The sequence below is a fragment of the Bradyrhizobium glycinis genome, assembly GCF_016031655.1.
Taxonomy (GTDB): domain Bacteria; phylum Pseudomonadota; class Alphaproteobacteria; order Rhizobiales; family Xanthobacteraceae; genus Bradyrhizobium; species Bradyrhizobium glycinis.
Map to the genome: position 1 here is coordinate 39,894 of NZ_JACCHQ010000016.1, position 18,342 is coordinate 58,235.

Consider the following 18,342-nt stretch of genomic DNA (forward strand, 5'->3'; position numbering starts at 1 on the left):
AAGCACTGCCTCTGCGGAAGGACTCTGGATTGCTTCGCTGCGCTCGCAATGACGGGGGCGCGGAAGCACCTGAGCCAACTAGCGTCGCTCGCAAAACTCCCTCATTGCAGCAGCGACTGCTTGCGCGACGGTCTCCTGCCGCTCCGGCGAGTTCATCTCCATTTCCTCGTCGCGATTGATGATCGAGCCGGCCTCGAGCAACACGGCGGCGCTGCGCGTGCGCGACAGCACGACGAGCCCGTCATAGCGGTAGACGCCGACATCCTTGTCGAGCAGCTGGCGCTGGTAGCGGCCCATCAGCGGCAGGGTGTACTGGCTGGCATAGTGTAGGCCCTGCTCCTTCAGCTGCTTGCCGATCATGCGGGCCAGCATCAGGCTGGTGGCAAAGTGCGGATTCTGCCGCGACACGAACAGCGAGTGGCCCGAAAAGCGATCACTGAAATAGCTCTTTGCGCCGTCGAATTCCCAGGTCTCCAGCAGCTTGTCCGGCACCGAATCATGATGGACCGACAGGAACAGATCGGCACGGCTTTCGTTCGCAGCACCGACGCGCTTGAACAGGCTCGGCCGTGCCTTGCCATCGGTGACGAGCAGGCGGGTTGCGGCAAAGCCGTCGGACTTGAGCCTGGCCGTGATGAGCCGTGCGAGGCGAAAGTTGAAGCCGAACTCCGGATCGTTGCGCGCGCTCAACGCACCGTAGGAGTCGGGGGTGTGGCCGACATCCACGACGATCCGGAGTTTTCGCGGCTCGCATTTCTCCGGCAGGGAGAGTCTCGGTTTCGGCTTTGCAGCCTTCCGCGGCCCGGCCGCTTGGCTTTGGTCAGCGGACGAAAACAGAAACGGGATCAGTAAAACGACAATGGCGACGAAGGCGCGCCACAATTTGCTCACACCGGCCTCTCCCCCTTCACCGTCACGCGCGTGCCCGAGCGTGTGTGCGGCCAGTAGTCCCACATCGCGCGGTGCTGGGTGCAGCGGTTGTCCCAGAACGCGATGGCGTTCTCGGTCCAGCGGAAGCGGCACTGGAACAGCGGGTTTTCGGCGTGCTGGTAGAGATAGGCGAGCATCGCGTCGCTCTCGTCGCGCGGGATGCCGTTGATGTGGCGGGTGAAGCCGCGGTTGACGTAGAGCGCCTTCTTGCCGGTGACCGGATGCGTGCGCACGACGGGATGCTCGGCATGGGGATAAGACGGACGGTCGGCGACGGCGTAATTCGCATAGAGCCCGCGATAGATCGGTTCGCCGTCGTGCAGCGCCGTCAAGCCGTCGAGATAGGCCTTCATGCGCTCCGACAGCGCCTCATAGGCCGCGTACATGTTGGCGAACAGCGTGTCGCCGCCGCGCGGCGGACATTGCTTGATGTAAAGGATCGAGCCCATTGGCGGCTCGAGATCGCAGGACACGTCGGAATGCCAGCCCTCGCCATTGGCGCGCGGTGAGTTCTTATCCGCATAGATCTTCATCAAGGCCGGGTCTTCGTCCTCGTGGGGAGCTGCGGGATGGACATGCAGCTCGCCGAACTTGCGGCCGAAGGCTAGGTGCTGCTGCGGCGTGATGTGCTGGTCGCGGAAGAAGATCACAAGGTTTTCGGCGAGCGCACGGTGGATCTCGTCCATCTGCCGATTGGAGCGGGCATCGCCATCGACGAGCTTGCCGATATCGACGCCCGAGATCTCCGCGCCGATGATGGGTGTGAGCTTTTCGACGGCGATGGTCTCATACGGCGCACCGTCTTCAGCGGTGTGGCGATAGCGCGGGCCCTGCTTGCCGGCGAGTGAGCTCATGGCGTGTCTCCCGATCGTTGTTGATTGGGAGCTATCGTAGCGCGCGAAGGCGGATACGCAATCTGCACCGCAAACACAGTCGTCGTCCCGGGGCGCGCGTACCCGTCGTAACCGCACAGTCCTGTCGTTATGGGTCCCGGATCGGCGCGCGCTTAAGGCGCGCTTGTCCGGGACGACGGAGATGGGTGAGGCGTCAGCGGAGCAAAACTACTCCGCCGCTGATACCGGCACCTTGGTGCCCTGGCCATAGCGCTGGTCGATGTAGTCGATCACCAGCGCCTTGAAGTCGGCGGAGATGGTCGGGCCGCGCAGCGTGCGGAACTTCTTGCCGTCGACGAAGACGGGCGCGGCCGGCGCTTCGCCGGTGCCGGGCAGCGAGATGCCGATATTGGCGTGCTTGGATTCGCCGGGGCCGTTGACGATGCAGCCCATCACCGCGACGTTGAGCTCTTCCACGCCGGGATATTTGGTCTTCCAGGTCGGCATCTCGTCGCGGATGAAATCCTGGATCGAGCGGGCCAGCTCCTGGAACGTGGTCGAGGTGGTGCGGCCGCAGCCCGGGCAGGCCGCAACCAGCGGCACGAAGGTGCGGAAGCCCATGGTCTGCAACAGCTCCTGGCCGACCTGCACCTCGCGGGTGCGGTCGCCGCCGGGCTCGGGCGTCAGCGAGATGCGGATGGTGTCGCCGATGCCCTGCTGCAAGAGGATGCCGAGCGCGGCCGAGGACGCCACGATGCCCTTCGAGCCCATGCCGGCCTCGGTGAGACCGAGGTGGATGGCGTAGTCTGAACGCGCCGCAAGATCCTGGTAGACCGCGATCAGGTCCTGCACCGCCGAGACCTTTGCGGAGAGGATGATGCGATCCTTGGGCATGCCGAGCTCTTCGGCGCGCGCGGCCGAGAGCAGCGCCGACTGCACCATGGCCTCGCGCGTCACCGCGCGCACGTCGCGCGGGTTGGGCGAGGCTGCATTCTCGTCCATCAGCTTGGTCAAGAGCTCCTGGTCGAGCGAGCCCCAATTGGCGCCGATGCGCACCGGCTTGTTGTTCTTGTTGGCGATCTCGATGATGTCGGCGAACTGGGTGTCGCGCTTGTCCTTGAAGCCGACATTGCCGGGATTGATGCGGTATTTGGCCAGCGCCTCGGCGCAGGCCGGATAGGCCGCGAGCAGCTTGTGGCCGATATAGTGGAAGTCACCGATCAGCGGCGTGGTGATGCCGCGCTTGGCGAGGCCGTCGCGGATGTACGGAACGGCGGCCGCGGCCTCCTCGCGGTCCACGGTAATGCGGACCATTTCGGAGCCGGCGCGCGCGAGCGCTGCGACCTGGGCGATGGTGCTTTCGACATCGGCGGTGTCGGTGTTGGTCATCGACTGCACGACGATGGGCGCACCGCCGCCGACGGCAACGTTGCCGACCTTGACCTGGGTGGTGCGGTGCCGGGGCGCCGGGCCCGCGATGTCTGAATCGAGAGGGTTTTCGAGCTTGTTCATGGCGGTCCAAATATCAGGTTTTGGTGACGTTCAGCAATGCATCGCGCGGCGCCGCAACCGTGTGGCTGGGACGGTTAACCAGAAAAAGCCCAGCAATTACAAGGACCGCTGCGGCCCCGAATGTCAGGCTGAGGGTGTCGTGCATGATGAAATAGCTACCCACCACGCCAAACAAAGGGGTGATGAAGGTAAAAGCCGACAATTTGCTGGCCGAATAGGCCTTCACCAGCGCGAACCAAAGCGTGAACGTGGTTCCCACCACCCAGATCGCCTGAAACGCCATCAGCCCGAGCGAGAGCGGGGCCGGCATGTGCGTGATGGATTCGCCGAACAGCCAGGCCGCCAGCCCCAGGATCGGGACCGAGGTCGCGACCTGATATCCCAGCGCCTTCTCGGGCGCGGCGAAGCGCAGCCGCGTGCCCTTGGCAACCAGCGTGGTCGCGGCCCACAGCGCGGCACCCCCGACGATCAGGAGATCGCCGAGCAGAACCTGCGAATCGACATTGGGCTGGGGCACGCCGATCGCAAGCGCCACGCCGGCAAAGCTGATGGAAAGGCCCAGCCATTGCGAGCCGCCGAGACGCTCGCCGAGCACCTGATAGGAGCCGAGCGCAACAAAGAACGGCGCCGTGTAAAGGAATACCACCGCACGGGAAGCGGAGGTGAGACGCAGCCCCTGGAAGATCAGCACAAATTCGATGCCGAACATCAGCCCGGCGATCAGGCCCGGCTTCCAGGTGCCGTCTCGTTCGAAGAATTTGACACCGCGAAAGGTGCCAATGAGGAACAGCACCGGCAGCGCGCCCATCGAGCGGATGGTGGCCTGGAGCATGGGCGGAATGTCCGGCAGCACCAGCTTCACCGCGATCTGGTTGAAGCCCCAGGTCAGGCACAGCATGAGCATCAGGGCGATGGCGCCGGCACTGAGGGGACGACCGGCGGACGGTATGGCTTCGGTTGCGGACATTTCTTCCCAAAAATCCGGCTTTGCGCCGTTGTTGCTTCAAGACATTTTCTGACAATGCGTGCAGACGCCCGTGATCTCCACCACAGACAGCTTTGGCGCGAAGCCTGAGCTGCGCGCGGCGGCGTTGAGGTCCTTGGCGAAGGATGCCGAGGGGATCTCGCCGACCAGGCCGCAGCGATCGCAGATCAGGAACGCCACCGCCGAGGTCGAATCGTGGTCGTGGGCGGCGCAGGCGAGATAAGCGTTGCGACTCTCGATGCGGTGCACGAGGCCGTTGGCCATCAGGAAATCGAGCGCACGATAGACCGTGATCGGCGCCGGCCGCGCCATGGACTTGGCGAGCTCGTCGATGATCTCGTAGGCGCCGAGCGGGCGGTGATTGGAGAGCAAAGCACCCAGCACCTGGCGGCGGATCGGCGTGAATTTCTGCGCGCGCTGCTCGCAGACCACTTCAGCATGCGCGAGCGCGTCCGCGGTGCAGCGGCCGTGATCATGGTCGGGCGCGGGGAATGCCGGCTTTGCGAGGCTCATGTCCCCGTCTTCTAGCATTTCGCCGGGGGAACCCAAAGCACGACGAGCCGCCCGGCTGCCAGCCATGCTCCTCCCGCGGGACAGCACCGCGCCACCGGTCCGTGAAATAATCGTAAGCTTGCTTATTATATGCGAAGCTTATTGGAGATGAAGCTCATGACGCGCGGGTCGGTCGACCAGAATTTCCTGTTCACGCTCGGTGAGCTCTACCGCCTCCTGCGCGTCTACGCCGACAAGGAGGCGTCCCGCTTCGGCATCACCCGCGCGCAATGGGCGGTGCTGGCCAAGGTGGAGCGCAGCGAGGGCATGAAGCAGTCCGAGCTCGCCGAGCTCCTGGAGATGCAGCCGATCACACTGACGCGGCTGATCGACAGGCTCTGCGACAACGACTGGATCGAGCGCCGCAACGACGCTTCTGATCGCCGGGTCAAGCGCCTGTACCTCAAGAAGGCCGGGCGGCAGCTGCTCGGCCGTATGAGCGGCCTGAAGTCGGAGCTCACGGCGAACGCACTCGACGGCATCAATCCGGCGGATGCGCACCGCCTCCTCACCCAACTCGAGACCATCAAGGAAAACGTGCGAACCGCGATCCAGACATCAGGCGCGGAGCAAGCACGCAAGGAGCAGCGCTATGGCTGATCAGGTCATCAAGTTCCAGCCCGAGCAGAAGAGCGACAGCGGCAAGCCGACCAAGAAGGCCGGCACCGATCCGCGCCGCCGCCTGCTGGCGGGCCTGCGCCGCTATCGCCGTTTCCTGCTCCTGGTCGTGCTGCCGGTGATCGTCGCCGTCGGCGGCGTCACCTTCTATCTGCATGGGGGTCGCTATGTCGGCACCGACGATGCCTATGTCGGCGCACAGAAGGTGCTGGTGACGCCCGACATCTCCGGCAAGATCCTGAAAGTCGTCGTGAAGGAAGGTCAGGTCGTCAAGCAGGGCGACGAGCTGTTCGAGATCGACCCGGTTCCATTCCGCCTCGCAGTGGATGAAGCCAAGGCGCAGCTCGCCCAGGCGCGCACGACCTACGACAACCTCGTTGCCAACATCAAGATCTACGGTGACATGCTCAACCTTGCGCAGCAGGGCGTCGAGCTGAAGCAGCGCGACGTCGAGCGCAAGCAGGCGCTGGTGAAGAACAATTTCGGCTCTCAGCTCGATCTCGACAACGCCGCCAACGCGCTGGTGACGGCCGGCGCACAGACGCAGTTCGTCAAGCAACAGCTGTCCAACGCCAAGACGCAACTGCTCGGCAACCCCGATCTGCCGCTCGAGCAGTTTCCTCCCTATGTGCAGGCCAAGGCCAAGCTCGACGACGCCCAGCGCAATCTCGACCATACCGTGCTGCGCGCCCCGATGGGTGGCGTGGCGACGCAGGTCGAGCAGATTCAGCTCGGCCGTTACGTCGCCGCCGGCACGCCGGTGTTCTCCATCATCGACGTTGCCCATCCCTGGGTCGACGCCAATCCGAAGGAGAGCGATCTCACCTATGTCACCGAAGGCCAGGCGGTCACGCTCGAGGTCGACGCGTTCCCGAACCATGTGTTCAAGGGCAAGATTGGCTCGCTCTCGCCCGGCACCGGCGCGCAATTCGCAATCCTGCCGCCGCAAAATGCCACCGGCAATTTCGTCAAGGTGGTGCAGCGCGTACCGATCCGCATCTATTTCGACGAGACCGACAAATATGTGCGGAAGCTGAAAGCCGGCATGAGCGTCTACGCCACGATCGACACCGGCCATCAGCGCTCGCTTGCCGGCCTGCTCGGCCTGTCGGCGACCGCGGGACAGGATAAAGACTAGGCCAAAGACCAAGAAAAAGAACAAGGACCGACCCGATGTCCGGCCCCAATGCCAGCCTGATGGTCCCCGGCCTGCGCCGGAACATGGTGACGATCTGCGCCATGACGGCGACCATCATGCAGGCGCTGGACACCACCATCGCCAACGTCGCGCTGCCCTACATGCAGGGCACGCTGTCGGCCTCGCAGGACCAGATCAACTGGGTGCTGACCTCCTACATCGTCGCCGCCGCGATCATGACGGCGCCGGTGGGCTGGATCGCCAACCGCTTCGGCCGCAAGCGCATCTTCATCATCTGCTCGGCCGGGTTCACCATGGCGTCGGTGCTTTGCGGCCTCGCGCAGGACATCAACCAGATGGTGCTGTTCCGCCTGCTGCAGGGTGTGTTCGGCGCTGCCCTGGTGCCGCTGTCGCAATCGGTCATGCTCGACTATTACACACTCCAGGAGCGCGCCAAGGCGATGTCGATCTGGGGCATGGGCGTGATGATGGGCCCGATCATGGGACCCTCACTCGGGGCCTGGCTCACCGAGACCTATTCCTGGCACTGGGTCTTCTTCGTCAATCTGCCGTTCGGCGCCATCACTGTGCTCGGGCTGATCGTCTTCATGGACGAGACCGAGAAGAACCTCAGCCTCAAATTCGACTGGTTCGGTTTCGCCGCGCTCGCGGTTGCGATCGGCGCGCTGCAGCTCGCACTCGACCGCGGCGAGCAATTGGGCTGGCTGGAATCGAACGAGATCCTCACGGAGTTCATCGTCTCGGCCGTCGCGTTCTACTTCTTCCTCGCGCATTCCTTCACGACCTCGACCCCGTTCATCCGCTTCGCCCTGTTCCGGGACCGCAACTTCGTCACCGGCTGCCTGTTCATGATCGTGATGGGGCTCGTCCTGTTCTCGACCATGGCGCTGGCCTCGCCCTACATGCAGAACGTGATCGGATATCCCATCATCACCGCCGGCCTGCTGCTGGCGAGCCGAGGGCTCGGCACCTTCTTCGCCATGATGCTGGTCGGCCGCATAATGCGCTATTTCGAGGCGCGCACGCTGATCATCTCAGGCCTGACGCTGACGGCGGGCTCGCTGTTCCAGATGACCGGCTGGACCGATCTCACCCAGGTGCCGGAGATCGTCACGGTCAGCGTCATCCAGGGTTTTGGCTTTGGCCTCGTCTTCGTGCCGCTCTCGACCGTGGCATTCCTGACGCTGTCGAACGAGCTGCGCACCGACGGCACCGCGATGCTGACCCTGATGCGCAACGTCGCAAGCTCGGTCGGTATTTCCATCGTCATCGCCGAGCTGACGCAGGGCACGCGGCGGACCTATGCGATCCTCTCCGAGCACGTCAGCCCGTTCAACCACGCGCTGCAGATGCCTGATGTCCGCGGCCTGATCAATCTGTCCACCGACGCCGGCCGCGCCATGGCCGACCGGATGGTCAGCGTGCAGGCGCAGATCATCGCCTTCGCGCACGACTACCAGCTGGTGATGCTTTTCGTCCTCTGCACCATCCCGCTCGCTCTCTTGATCGGCTCGACCAAGGCCACACTGCGCAAGCAGGCGGCGGGGCCGGAGCATGCGGTGATGGAGTAGCAACCGCCTGGCGGTCTCGTGTCCCGGGCGCGGTGCAGCGCGTAGCGATGCGCCGCAGAACCGGGACCCATTCTCCTGTCGGATCTGGGCCCCGGCTCAGCAGCGCATCACTTGCGTGCTGCGCTGCGTCCGGGGCACGAGAGATCATCCCAACAGCTCCTCACAGCCCAAATCGTCCACGGCCGCAAACACCCGCTCCAGATTGTTCCACCAGATCAGCGGCGGGATGTTGATGCTCCACTGCCAGACCGGCCGCGTGATCTGCCAGAGCACCGCCCAGCGGTAGTCGCGATCGAGCGCGCCGCGCGTGTAGCCGGTGATGCCGCTGTCGATCAGCGTGTCGTGGTAGAGATTGAGCAGCAGCCGTTCAAGCGCCTGCCGGCGTTCCGGATACCAATGCATGGCCATCATGTAGGCGAGGTCGTGGGTCGGAACGTTGATGCTCCAGAGATCGAAATCGAAGATGCGCACCGTGTCATCGACGCCCGTGCGCGGCAGCAGGAAATTCCAGACATGAGCGTCGCCATGCGCGATGCTGAGGTGGCGGCGTGAATGGTAACGCTGGGATAGCCGCTCCGACTGATCGATGAGCCGACGGTAGATAGTTCGCCGCTCTTCGTTGAGGCGGTCACCGAGAAGATCGGCAAAGCGATCGTAATGCCCCGCGAACGTCTCCATCCGCTCTGCGCTGTCCTCCACGCTCGTCCAGGTGCCGACGGTGTCGCCGAGGCTCGGATGGTCCCACCAGGCTGCATGCCAGCGGGCCAGCGTGGTGACGATGGCGAACGTCTGCGCGCGCGACGGCGGCACCGGCCAGGTTGTCGCGACCTCGTGGCTGTCGGTGAGATCCTCCAGCAGCAGATGCCAGGCGAGGCTGTCCTCGTCGAAATGCCCGTCAAAGCAGCGCGGCACGAGTCCCGGCGGCATCTGCGGCACCAGTTGCGTGTAATAATCCACCTCGCGCCGTCCGCCATTGGCGAGGCGCGCGCCGAAAGCGGAATTGGGAGTCTTGAGGATCAGCGACTGCGGGGCACCGGCGGATTCGCCGACGTAGCGCAGTCCAAGCCTGACGATATGCGACACCACGGTGTCGCGCTGATGCAGCACCTTCACCTCGCGGACGGCGCCTGCATCCAGCGCGCCGCCCCGGCGTAGCGCGGCCGTCATTCGGGCGGGCTCAACGACCGCCGGCAATTGTGGAGATGTCATGAACCGCGATGCCCCTGTCCCGCGTCATACTGCACGATCACATGCCCGGGCACCAGCGGCTGCGGCCGGCTCAGGCTGCGGCGGTCGAGTCGCGCACGGTCCGCACGACGATGGCGCGCAGCTGCTCGAGATTGGCCGCCATCCCGGTGATCGCCTGCCGCACATCCGCGGCGCGCTCGTTGACCGAGGCGGCATCGCGGCTGACGTCGCCGATCTTGGCCGAGACCTCCTTCGCCGCCGAGGCCGATTCGGAAATCGACCGCGTGATCTCCCGCGTCGCGGCATCCTGCTCTTCCATCGCCGCAGCGACCGAAGTCGCCACGCCGTCGATCTCGACGATGTGGCTTCCCATGGCCTCGACGGCGTCGACCGCAGCCTGCGTCGAGGCCTGGATCTCGGCAATCAGCCGCCCGATCTCCTCGGTGGATTTGGCGGTCTGGTCGGACAGGGATTTCACTTCGGCGGCAACCACCGCAAAGCCGCGGCCGGCCTCGCCGGCGCGCGCCGCCTCGATCGTCGCGTTGAGCGCGAGGAGGTTGGTCTGGCCTGCGATGCCGCCGATGAGGTCGGAGACCTCCGCGATCTTCTTCACCGATCCGGCCAGCGCCTGAATGGTCGAACGCGCCTGCTCGCGGCCGGCAACCGCCGATTTGGTGACGGTGCTGGTCCGCGCGACCTGGCTCGCGATCTCGCGGATCGAGGCGCTCAGTTCTTCGGCCGCAGCGGAGACGGCCTGCGAACTGCCGAGCGCCTGCGTCGAAGCCGCCGCGACCGCCTGCGACTGCGCAGAGAGCGACTTTGCGATCTCGGAGAGGCCGGAAGCGGCTTGCTCCACGCCCTGCGTCGCCGCAGTCGCGGTATCGACCGAGCGGCCGGTCTCGCGTTCGACCGTTTCGGCCATCTGGTGCAGGGCGGAGCGCTTCGCAAGCGCCGCCGCCTGCTCCTGCCGCAACTGCTCCTCGCGCAGACGGGAATTCTCGACCGCCGCCTGCTTGAATACCAGAAGCGCGCCCGCCATCGAGCCGACCTCGTCCTGGCGCTGGGCGAACGGAATGTCTGCGGCGAGATCGCCGGTTGCGAGCTTCTGCATCGTGTCGGTCATGCGCACGATCGGGCGCACCACGCCGAGGGCAACACCCAACAGGCCGGCGGCAACGAAGGCGAGGACGGCGATGGAGACGCCGAGCAGGATATAGAGCATCGCGCTGTCGCGGTCCGCGGCCAGCTTCTCCATGGCGGCATTCTGCTTGTTGGCACTCTCGACGATGCTGTCGATGACGGCGCGGTGCGCGGTATAGGCCTCCTTGAGCTGCGCATAGGCGCGCTCGGAAGCCGCCACGTCCTTGGCCTTGAGGGCGGGCAGAAGCTGATCCGACGCCTTCCAGAATTTCTGCACCTCCGCATCGGACTTCGACACCAGCGCGGTCTTGAGGTCGGCCGAAAGGCTGGAGGAGACCCAGAACGCCTTGCGCTCGTCGTAGTCCTTGCGCAGCTGGACCAGACGTTCGCCGTGGGCCGTCAGCTGATCCGGCTCGCGCATGGCCAGCGTCGCCTCGAGATAGGCTTCGATGACGTATTCGGGCGGCGGCAGGATGTCGGCGATGAGGTCGTTGCCGAGCTTGATGTCGGCATAGAGCGGGCCGCCGACCTTGAGCTCTTTTAGGGCGTACAGGCTGGTCGAAACAACGGCGGCAAAACCAATGGCGAGAACGATGCCGAACGCGACGATCGCAGAGGACAAGGACAGACGAAATTTCATGAAACAATCCAGGTCGGCGTCGAAACTGAGGCCACCCTAAACGACTACGGTAAATACGGGATTTATTCCCGCCGGAATTGTATTTCGCGAAGCCCGCATAAATACGGGAATTGGGCGTCAATGCATCGGTATTGAGTCAGCGAGGCTGACGCACAAACGCGCAAATGAACGCGTCTGATGGGGGCAATGCAGCGCCGGCTCGGATGCCCCGAATGAGCCTGCCGAGGAGCAGGCCTCCTCGGCACGCCTTGCCTTCACACGTCGAAGAACACCGTCTCGTTGTCGCCCTGCAGGTACAGGTCGAGCCGGTAGACCGGCTTGCTGGCCTCGCGGACCGCAGTGAGCGTGGCCCGGCGGTCAGCCGGCACCAGCGCCAGCACGGGATCGGCGGCGTTGCCGGCTTCGTCGTTGAAATAGATGCGGGTGTAGAGATGTCGCAGCATGCCGCGGGCAAACACCGCAACCAGGATGTGCGGCGCCTGCGGCTTGCCGGCGGGATCGGGCACCGCGCCCGGCTTGATGGTCTCGAAAGAATAATTGCCGTCCTTGTCGGTGCCGCAGCGGGCAAAGCCGCGGAAGCTCGCATTCGGCAGCGCGCGCTTGTCCTGGGGATCGGCGAAGCGGCCCTGCACATCCGCCTGCCAGATCTCCAGCATGGCGTCCGGCACGGCAACGCCGTCGCCGTCGAACACCCTGCCCTCGATGCGGATGCGGTCGCCTGAGACGTCCGGGGTCAGCGTCGAATTGGTGAACGCGTCGTTCCAGGCGTACTCGCCGGTCGGCGTCAGGCCGTATTTGAAGAACGGACCGACGGTCTGCGATGGGGTGATCCCGTCGGGCTTTACAGAATCCTGCACGTTAATGGTTCTCCATGGGTGTGGCGTCCTTGCCGCGCAGCACGATGTCAAAGCGGTAGCACAGCGCCCATTCCGGCTGGGTATTCTCTAGATCGAAAGAGGAGACCATCCGCGCCCGCGCCTTCTCGTCCGGCACCGAGTTGAAGATCGGATCGAACGGGAACAAAGGATCGTTCGGGAAATACATCTGCGTCACGAGACGCGTGACGAAGGAATAGCCGAACACCGAGAGATGGATGTGCGCAGGCCGCCAGGCATTGTGGTGATTGCCCCAGGGATAGGCGCCGGGCTTGATGGTGACGAAGCGATAATAGCCGGACGCATCGCTCACGGTGCGGCCCGCGCCGGTGAAATTCGGATCCAGCGGCGCCGGATGCTGATCGCGGACGTGGACATAACGGCCGCAGGAATTGGCCTGCCAGATTTCGACGAGCGAGTTCGGCACGCCGCGGCCGTCCTCGTCGCGCACATGGCCATGCACGATGATCCGCTCGCCGAGCGGCTCGCCCGCGTGCTGACGGGTGAGATCATTGTCGCCCTCGCGCACGGTCTCGTGGCCGTAGACCGGCCCGGTCAGCTCCGACAGCGTATGGGGCATCGGGATCAAGGGCTTGTTCGGCGCGCGCTTGATCGAGCTCTTGTAGTCGGGCGACAGCGGCAGCGGATGCGCCGTATTGCTGCCAATCGGATAGATGAATGTCATTGGCGAACTCCTCCCCGGCCATTTTCGGTCCGGCCGGTCAACGCTTGCGCCAATCATTATAGGATATAACTAATTTGGGAAAGCCGGTTTAGCGGCGTTCCCGCGCATGGCAGCCGGCCGCTCCTACCTGATCGGCGCACGCGGAAGCACGGCCTCTCCGGCCTCGAGCCGGTAGGTATGGTCGAGCGAATACCAGGGCACCGAGGCGTCCTTCACCGTCGGATGCGGGCTACCGTGGCGCACGAATTTGCCGATCAGCGCCTGTGTCACACCGAACTGCACGTCGCTGTCGATATGGGGGTCGCTCGGATCATACACCTGCGAGATCAGCACCTTGAATCCTGGCTTGAAGATCAGGGCGTGCAGATGCGCGGGACGATAGGGGTGGCGGCCCTGCGCCTCGAGCAGGCGGCCGACGACACCATCGGTCGGAATCGGATAGCCGACCATCATCACCGAGCGGAAGGCGAAGCACCCGTCGGAATCGGTCGTGAACTTGCCGCGCAGGTTCATGTCGGCCTGCCCGGGGTCCTGGTTCTCGTAGAGGCCGACCGGCGAGGCGTGCCAGACATCGACCTCGGCACCGGCGACGGGCTGGCCGTCCTTGCCAACGACGCGGCCGCTGACGAACAGCGTGGCCCCCGGTGTCTCCGAGCGCACGATCGATCCGCCATTCTCGACCCGGGGCGAGTTCAACCGCCAGAACGGCCCGAGCAATGATTGATCGGTCTCCGTATTGCCCTGATCGCCGTTGTTAAGCAGGCACACCAGCGAGGAGACGCCGAGCGACCCCGCCATCAGCACCACTTCGTTATGCGTATCGGTGGTCAGCTTGCCGAGCTCGGCCACGATCGCCGTGGCGTCACGGAACTCCTTCTCGGTGAGCCTGACATCGCGGACGAAGGCATGCAAATGCTTGACGAGGGAGACCATGATCTCGCGCAGCCGCGGATCGGATGTCCGCTCCATCACCGCCAGGGCTGCGGCCGTGACGTCCTTCTCGCGCTCGATGATCATGCTGCCATTCTCTCCCTGTCATTCCGGGGCGCGAGAGAAACGAGCGAACCCGGGCTCTTCGCCTCTCCCCGCTTGCGGGGAGAGGCCGGAATTTGCGACAGCAAATTCCGGGTGAGGGGGACTCTCCGCGAGTCCAACTGTCACCGTCCTTGCGGAGACTCCCCCTCACCCCAACCCTCTCCCCGCGAAGAGCGGGGAGAGGGAGAGGAAAGACCGTCAATTCAGCTTTTCGATCGCAACGGCGACGCCCTGGCCGACGCCGACGCACATGGTCGCGAGCGCGAGCTTGCCGCCGCGCTTCTCCATGCCGTGCACGGCGGTGAGGGCAAGGCGCGCGCCGCTCATGCCGAGCGGATGGCCGAGCGCGATGGCGCCACCATGCGGATTGACGAAATCGGCATCGTCCTTGACGCCGAGCTGGCGCAGGCAGGCGATGCCCTGCGAGGCAAAAGCTTCATTCAGCTCGATCAGGTCGAAATCGCTGATCTTCTTGCCGAGACGTTCCATCAGCTTGCGCGTCGCCGGCACCGGGCCGATGCCCATGATCCGCGGCGGCACGCCGGCCGAGGCGAGCCCGAGGATGCGCGCCCGCGGCGTCAGGCCGTGCTTCCTCACGGCCGCTTCCGAGGCCAGGATCATGGCGGCGGCGCCGTCATTGACGCCGGAGGCGTTGCCGGCCGTCACGGTGCCGGGATTGCGCACGATCGGCTTCAGCTTGGCGAGACCTTCCAGCGTGGTCTCGGGGCGCGGATGCTCGTCCTTGTCGATCGTAACAGGGCCGGCCTTGCCGCCGGGAATGGTGATGGGCGTGATTTCTTCCGCGAAATAGCCCGCCGCAATCGCGGCGCCTGCCCGCTGCTGCGAGCGGATGGCGAAGGCATCCTGATCGGCGCGCGAGACCTGGAACTCCTCGGCAACGTTCTCGCCGGTCTCTGGCATCGCATCGACGCCGTACTGCGCCTTCAGCAGCGGATTGATGAAGCGCCAGCCGATGGTGGTGTCGAAGATCTCGGCCGAGCGCGAAAAGGCCTCCTGCGCCTTGCCCATCACGAAGGGCGCGCGGGTCATCGATTCGACGCCGCCGGCAATGGCAAGCTCGATCTCGCCGGAACGGATGGCGCGGCCCGCCGCGCCGACCGCATCGAGGCCGGAGGCACAGAGCCGGTTCAGGGTCTGGCCGGGAACCGAATCCGGCAGGCCCGCCAGCAGCAGCGCCATGCGCGCGACGTTGCGATTGTCCTCGCCGGCCTGGTTGGCGCAGCCGAAGAACACTTCATCCACCTGCGCCCAATCGAGATTGGGGTGCTTGGCCATCAGCGCCTTGATCGGCGCGGCAGCCAGGTCGTCGGCACGCACCTTGGCGAGCGAGCCGCCGAAACGGCCGATCGGGGTCCGCACGGCATCGCAGATAAAGACGTCACGCATCGTTGTTCTCCCTGAATGCCGCGGTTCGGCCAAATTCTTCAATGTCGGCGGAGTTTTAGGAGGGCGCCCGCGGCAGGTCAATTGACGGTTTCGCGGGTGGCGTATTCAGAACTCTCCGTCATTCCGGGGCGCGCGGAGCGCGAGCTATGGTGCGCAATTGCGCACCTGAGAATCCATAACCACGAGCCGGGGTTATGGATTCCGGGCCTGCGCCTGCCGGCGCATCCCGGAATGACGACCGAGAATGTGGCAGCACCTCGCGCCCCCACGGACAACGTGGAAAACCTTCGCTTCCCAGGCAAAGCAAATAGGAGCAGGTGCCGAAATTTTGTAGGTTGCGCCGCCCATGACGATGCAACAGCCGATACAAGTTCCGCCCCCCGACGAAGCGCCCGCGCCGCAGGCCGAGGCTGCCGCGCGCGTCACGCCGATGATGGAGCAGTATCTGGAGATCAAGGCAGCGCATCAGGGCTTGCTGCTGTTCTACCGAATGGGCGACTTTTACGAGCTGTTCTTCGAGGACGCCGAGATCGCATCGAGGACGCTCGGCATTGTCCTGACCAAGCGCGGCAAGCACCAGGGCGCGGATATCCCGATGTGCGGCGTGCCGGTCGAGCGCGCCGAGGATTATCTGCATCGTCTCATCAGCGCCGGGCATCGGGTCGCGGTCTGCGAGCAGACCGAGGATCCCGCGGCGGCGAAAGCGCGCGGCAACAAGAGCGTGGTGCGCCGCGGCGTGGTGCGGCTGGTGACGCCGGGCACGCTGACCGAGGACACGCTGCTCGATGCGCGTGCCAACAATTACCTGCTGGCAATCGCGCGCGCCCGCTCGTCGGCCGGCGGCGACCGCTTCGGTCTTGCCTGGATCGACATCTCGACGGCCGAATTCATGGTCACCGAGGTCTCGGGCGGCGAGCTCGCCGCGACGCTGGCGCGCATCAACCCGAACGAGGCGATCGTCACCGACGCGCTCTTTGGCGACAACGAGCTCGGCCAGATCCTGCGCGAGCTGCCGGCCGTGACGCCGCTGACCCGCGACGTGTTCGATGGTGCCACCGCCGAGAAGCGCCTCTGCGACTACTTTGCCGTCGCGACCACGGACGGGCTCGCGCAGCTGACGCGCCTGGAAGCCACCGCCGCGGCCGCCGCCGTCACCTATGTCGACCGCACCCAGGTCGGCAAGCATCCGCCGCTGTCGCCGCCCGCGCGCGAGGCCTCGGGCGCGACCATGGCGATCGACCCGGCCACGCGCGCCAATCTCGAGCTGACGCGCACCCTCGCCGGCGAACGCCGCGGCTCGCTGCTCGACGCGATCGACTGCACCGTGACCTCGGCAGGCTCCCGCCTGCTGGCGCAACGTCTGGCGGCGCCGCTGACCGACGCGCCGGCGATCGCCCGGCGGCTGGACGCAGTCAGCGCCTTCGTGGCCGATTCCGCCGCGCGCGAGGACATCCGCAGCATCCTGCGCGGCGCGCCCGACATGTCGCGCGCTCTGGCTCGGCTCTCGGTCGGCCGCGGCGGCCCGCGCGACCTCGCCGGCATCCGCGACGGCATCATCGCCGCCGACCAGGTGCTGACGCGGCTCGCCGAAATGGATCAACCGCCACAGGAAATCGCGGCGGTGATGGCGGCGCTGCAGCGGCCGTCGCGCGAGCTTGCTGCCGAGTTCGCCAGCGCGCTCGACGAGCAGCTGCCGCTGATCAAGCGCGATGGCGGCTTCGTGCGCCAGGGCTACGAGCCGGCGCTGGACGAGGCGCGAAACCTGCGTGACGCCTCGCGCCTCGTCGTCGCCTCGATGCAGGCGCGCTACGCCGACGCGACCTCCGTCAAGGGCCTCAAGATCCGGCACAACAACGTGCTGGGCTATTTCGTCGAGGTCACCGCACAGCACGGCGACAAGCTGATGTCGCCGCCGCTGAACGCGACCTTTATCCATCGCCAGACGCTGGCGGGACAGGTGCGCTTCACCACCTCCGAGTTAGGGGAGATCGAGGCCAAGATCGCCAATGCCGGTGACCGCGCGCTCGGCCTCGAGCTCGAGATCTTCGAGCGGCTCTGCGGCAAGGCGCTCGCGATCAGCGACGATCTGCGCGCCGCAGCGCAAGGCTTTGCACTGCTCGACATCGCGACGTCGCTGGCCAAGCTCGCCGTGGACGAGAACTATGTGCGGCCCGAGGTCGACGGCTCGCTCAGCTTTGCCATCGAGGCCGGCCGCCATCCCGTGGTCGAGCAGGCGCTCAAGCGCAACGGCGAGCCGTTCATCGCCAACGCCTGCGACCTGTCCCCCGCGCCGGCGCAGAAGTCAGGCCAGCTCTGGCTGCTCACCGGTCCCAACATGGCCGGCAAGTCGACCTTCCTGCGCCAGAACGCGCTGATCGCCTTGATGGCGCAGATCGGCAGCTTCGTGCCGGCCACGCGTGCGCGGATCGGCATCGTCGACCGCCTGTTCTCGCGCGTCGGCGCCGCCGACGATCTCGCCCGCGGCCGCTCCACCTTCATGGTCGAGATGGTCGAAACCGCGGCGATCCTGAACCAGGCCGGCGAGCGTTCGCTCGTCATTCTCGACGAGATCGGCCGCGGCACCGCGACCTTCGACGGCCTCTCCATTGCCTGGGCCGCGATCGAGCATCTGCATGAGAGCAACCGCTGCCGCACCTTGTTCGCGACGCATTATCACGAACTGACTGCGCTCGCGGCAAAACTGCCGCGCATGTTCAACGCCACGGTGCGGGTGAAGGAATGGCAGGGCAACGTCGTGTTCCTGCACGAGGTGCTGCCGGGCTCGGCCGACCGCTCCTACGGCATCCAGGTGGCGAAACTCGCGGGCCTGCCGCCGGCGGTGATCACGCGCGCCAAATCGGTGCTGTCCAAGCTGGAAGCGCAGGACCGCGGCCAGACCGCGCGGGCGCTGGTGGACGATCTGCCGCTGTTCGCAGTGCCCTCACGCGCCGCCACTGAAGCCGCGCCGCCGAGCGAAGCCGAGCTGCTCATGGAGGCGGTGAAGGCGCTACACCCCGACGAGATGTCGCCGCGCGAGGCACTGGACGCGCTGTATGCGTTGAAGGCCAAACTGCCGAAGCAATAAGAGATGCCGTAGGGTGGGCAAAGCGTAGCGTGCCCACCATGCAACAGCGAATTCGCAGAAGCGTGGTGGGCACGGCTCGCAAACTGCGAGCCTTTGCCCACCCTACGATTCTGTCGCCGCATATCGC

At 65.4% G+C, this 18,342-nt stretch carries 15 protein-coding genes; 4 read left to right on the forward strand and 11 right to left on the reverse strand.

Features of this window, described 5'->3' with window-relative positions:
- Positions 1-78: 78 nt before the first annotated feature.
- From HZZ16_RS22270 to HZZ16_RS22290, 5 genes are all read right to left on the reverse strand, one after another.
- Positions 79-861 (reverse strand): N-acetylmuramoyl-L-alanine amidase, encoded by a 783-nt coding sequence (locus HZZ16_RS22270; RefSeq protein WP_311974224.1) that lies wholly within the window; start codon positions 859-861, stop codon positions 79-81.
- A gap of 26 nt (positions 862-887) precedes the next feature.
- Positions 888-1,784, reverse strand: coding sequence for a TauD/TfdA dioxygenase family protein (locus HZZ16_RS22275; protein ID WP_197951724.1), 897 nt, complete (start codon positions 1,782-1,784; stop codon positions 888-890).
- Positions 1,785-1,991: 207 nt separating this feature from the next.
- Positions 1,992-3,275 carry a flavodoxin-dependent (E)-4-hydroxy-3-methylbut-2-enyl-diphosphate synthase gene (ispG, locus tag HZZ16_RS22280; RefSeq protein WP_197951726.1) on the reverse strand — a complete coding sequence of 428 codons (1,284 nt, stop codon included), beginning with the start codon at positions 3,273-3,275 and terminating at the stop codon, positions 1,992-1,994.
- Positions 3,276-3,288: 13 nt separating this feature from the next.
- The gene (locus HZZ16_RS22285; RefSeq protein ID WP_197951728.1) at positions 3,289-4,242 is read right to left on the reverse strand and encodes a DMT family transporter; all 954 of its coding nucleotides are present in this window, start codon (positions 4,240-4,242) and stop codon (positions 3,289-3,291) included.
- A 36-nt stretch (positions 4,243-4,278) separates the two neighbouring features.
- Complete coding sequence (locus tag HZZ16_RS22290; protein ID WP_197951730.1) at positions 4,279-4,773, reverse strand: Fur family transcriptional regulator; 495 nt, start codon at positions 4,771-4,773, stop codon at positions 4,279-4,281.
- Between the two features lie 156 nt (positions 4,774-4,929).
- Here HZZ16_RS22290 and HZZ16_RS22295 point away from each other — a divergent pair, with 156 nt between their 5' ends.
- Genes HZZ16_RS22295 through HZZ16_RS22305 form a run of 3 tightly spaced genes read left to right on the forward strand, consistent with a single transcriptional unit; the run spans position 4,930 to position 8,160 of the window.
- Positions 4,930-5,412, forward strand: coding sequence for a MarR family winged helix-turn-helix transcriptional regulator (locus tag HZZ16_RS22295; protein WP_197951732.1), 483 nt, complete (start codon positions 4,930-4,932; stop codon positions 5,410-5,412).
- On the forward strand, positions 5,405-6,568 hold the full coding sequence (locus tag HZZ16_RS22300) for an HlyD family secretion protein (protein WP_197951734.1): 1,164 nt from the start codon (positions 5,405-5,407) through the stop codon (positions 6,566-6,568). Before HZZ16_RS22295 ends, HZZ16_RS22300 begins: the two co-directional genes overlap by 8 nt.
- A gap of 35 nt (positions 6,569-6,603) precedes the next feature.
- Complete coding sequence (locus HZZ16_RS22305; protein ID WP_197951736.1) at positions 6,604-8,160, forward strand: MDR family MFS transporter; 1,557 nt, start codon at positions 6,604-6,606, stop codon at positions 8,158-8,160.
- Between the two features lie 144 nt (positions 8,161-8,304).
- Here HZZ16_RS22305 and HZZ16_RS22310 read toward each other — a convergent pair whose 3' ends face one another.
- From HZZ16_RS22310 to pcaF, 6 genes are all read right to left on the reverse strand, one after another.
- Complete coding sequence (locus HZZ16_RS22310; RefSeq protein WP_376707580.1) at positions 8,305-9,327, reverse strand: phosphotransferase; 1,023 nt, start codon at positions 9,325-9,327, stop codon at positions 8,305-8,307.
- A gap of 112 nt (positions 9,328-9,439) precedes the next feature.
- A complete protein-coding gene (locus tag HZZ16_RS22315; protein ID WP_197951741.1) occupies positions 9,440-11,128 on the reverse strand; it encodes a methyl-accepting chemotaxis protein in 1,689 nt (562 codons plus the stop codon).
- Positions 11,129-11,382: 254 nt separating this feature from the next.
- A complete protein-coding gene (gene pcaG / locus HZZ16_RS22320; RefSeq protein ID WP_197951743.1) occupies positions 11,383-11,985 on the reverse strand; it encodes a protocatechuate 3,4-dioxygenase subunit alpha in 603 nt (200 codons plus the stop codon).
- Position 11,986: 1 nt separating this feature from the next.
- Positions 11,987-12,688 (reverse strand): protocatechuate 3,4-dioxygenase subunit beta, encoded by a 702-nt coding sequence (gene pcaH / locus HZZ16_RS22325; protein ID WP_197951745.1) that lies wholly within the window; start codon positions 12,686-12,688, stop codon positions 11,987-11,989.
- A 123-nt stretch (positions 12,689-12,811) separates the two neighbouring features.
- The gene (locus tag HZZ16_RS22330; RefSeq protein ID WP_197951747.1) at positions 12,812-13,705 is read right to left on the reverse strand and encodes a dioxygenase family protein; all 894 of its coding nucleotides are present in this window, start codon (positions 13,703-13,705) and stop codon (positions 12,812-12,814) included.
- Between the two features lie 216 nt (positions 13,706-13,921).
- Positions 13,922-15,130 (reverse strand): 3-oxoadipyl-CoA thiolase, encoded by a 1,209-nt coding sequence (gene pcaF / locus HZZ16_RS22335; RefSeq protein WP_197951749.1) that lies wholly within the window; start codon positions 15,128-15,130, stop codon positions 13,922-13,924.
- A 346-nt stretch (positions 15,131-15,476) separates the two neighbouring features.
- Here pcaF and mutS point away from each other — a divergent pair, with 346 nt between their 5' ends.
- Positions 15,477-18,215: a DNA mismatch repair protein MutS gene (mutS, locus tag HZZ16_RS22340; protein WP_197951752.1), complete on the forward strand. Its 2,739-nt coding sequence runs from the start codon at positions 15,477-15,479 to the stop codon at positions 18,213-18,215.
- The last annotated feature ends 127 nt before the right edge of the window (positions 18,216-18,342 follow it).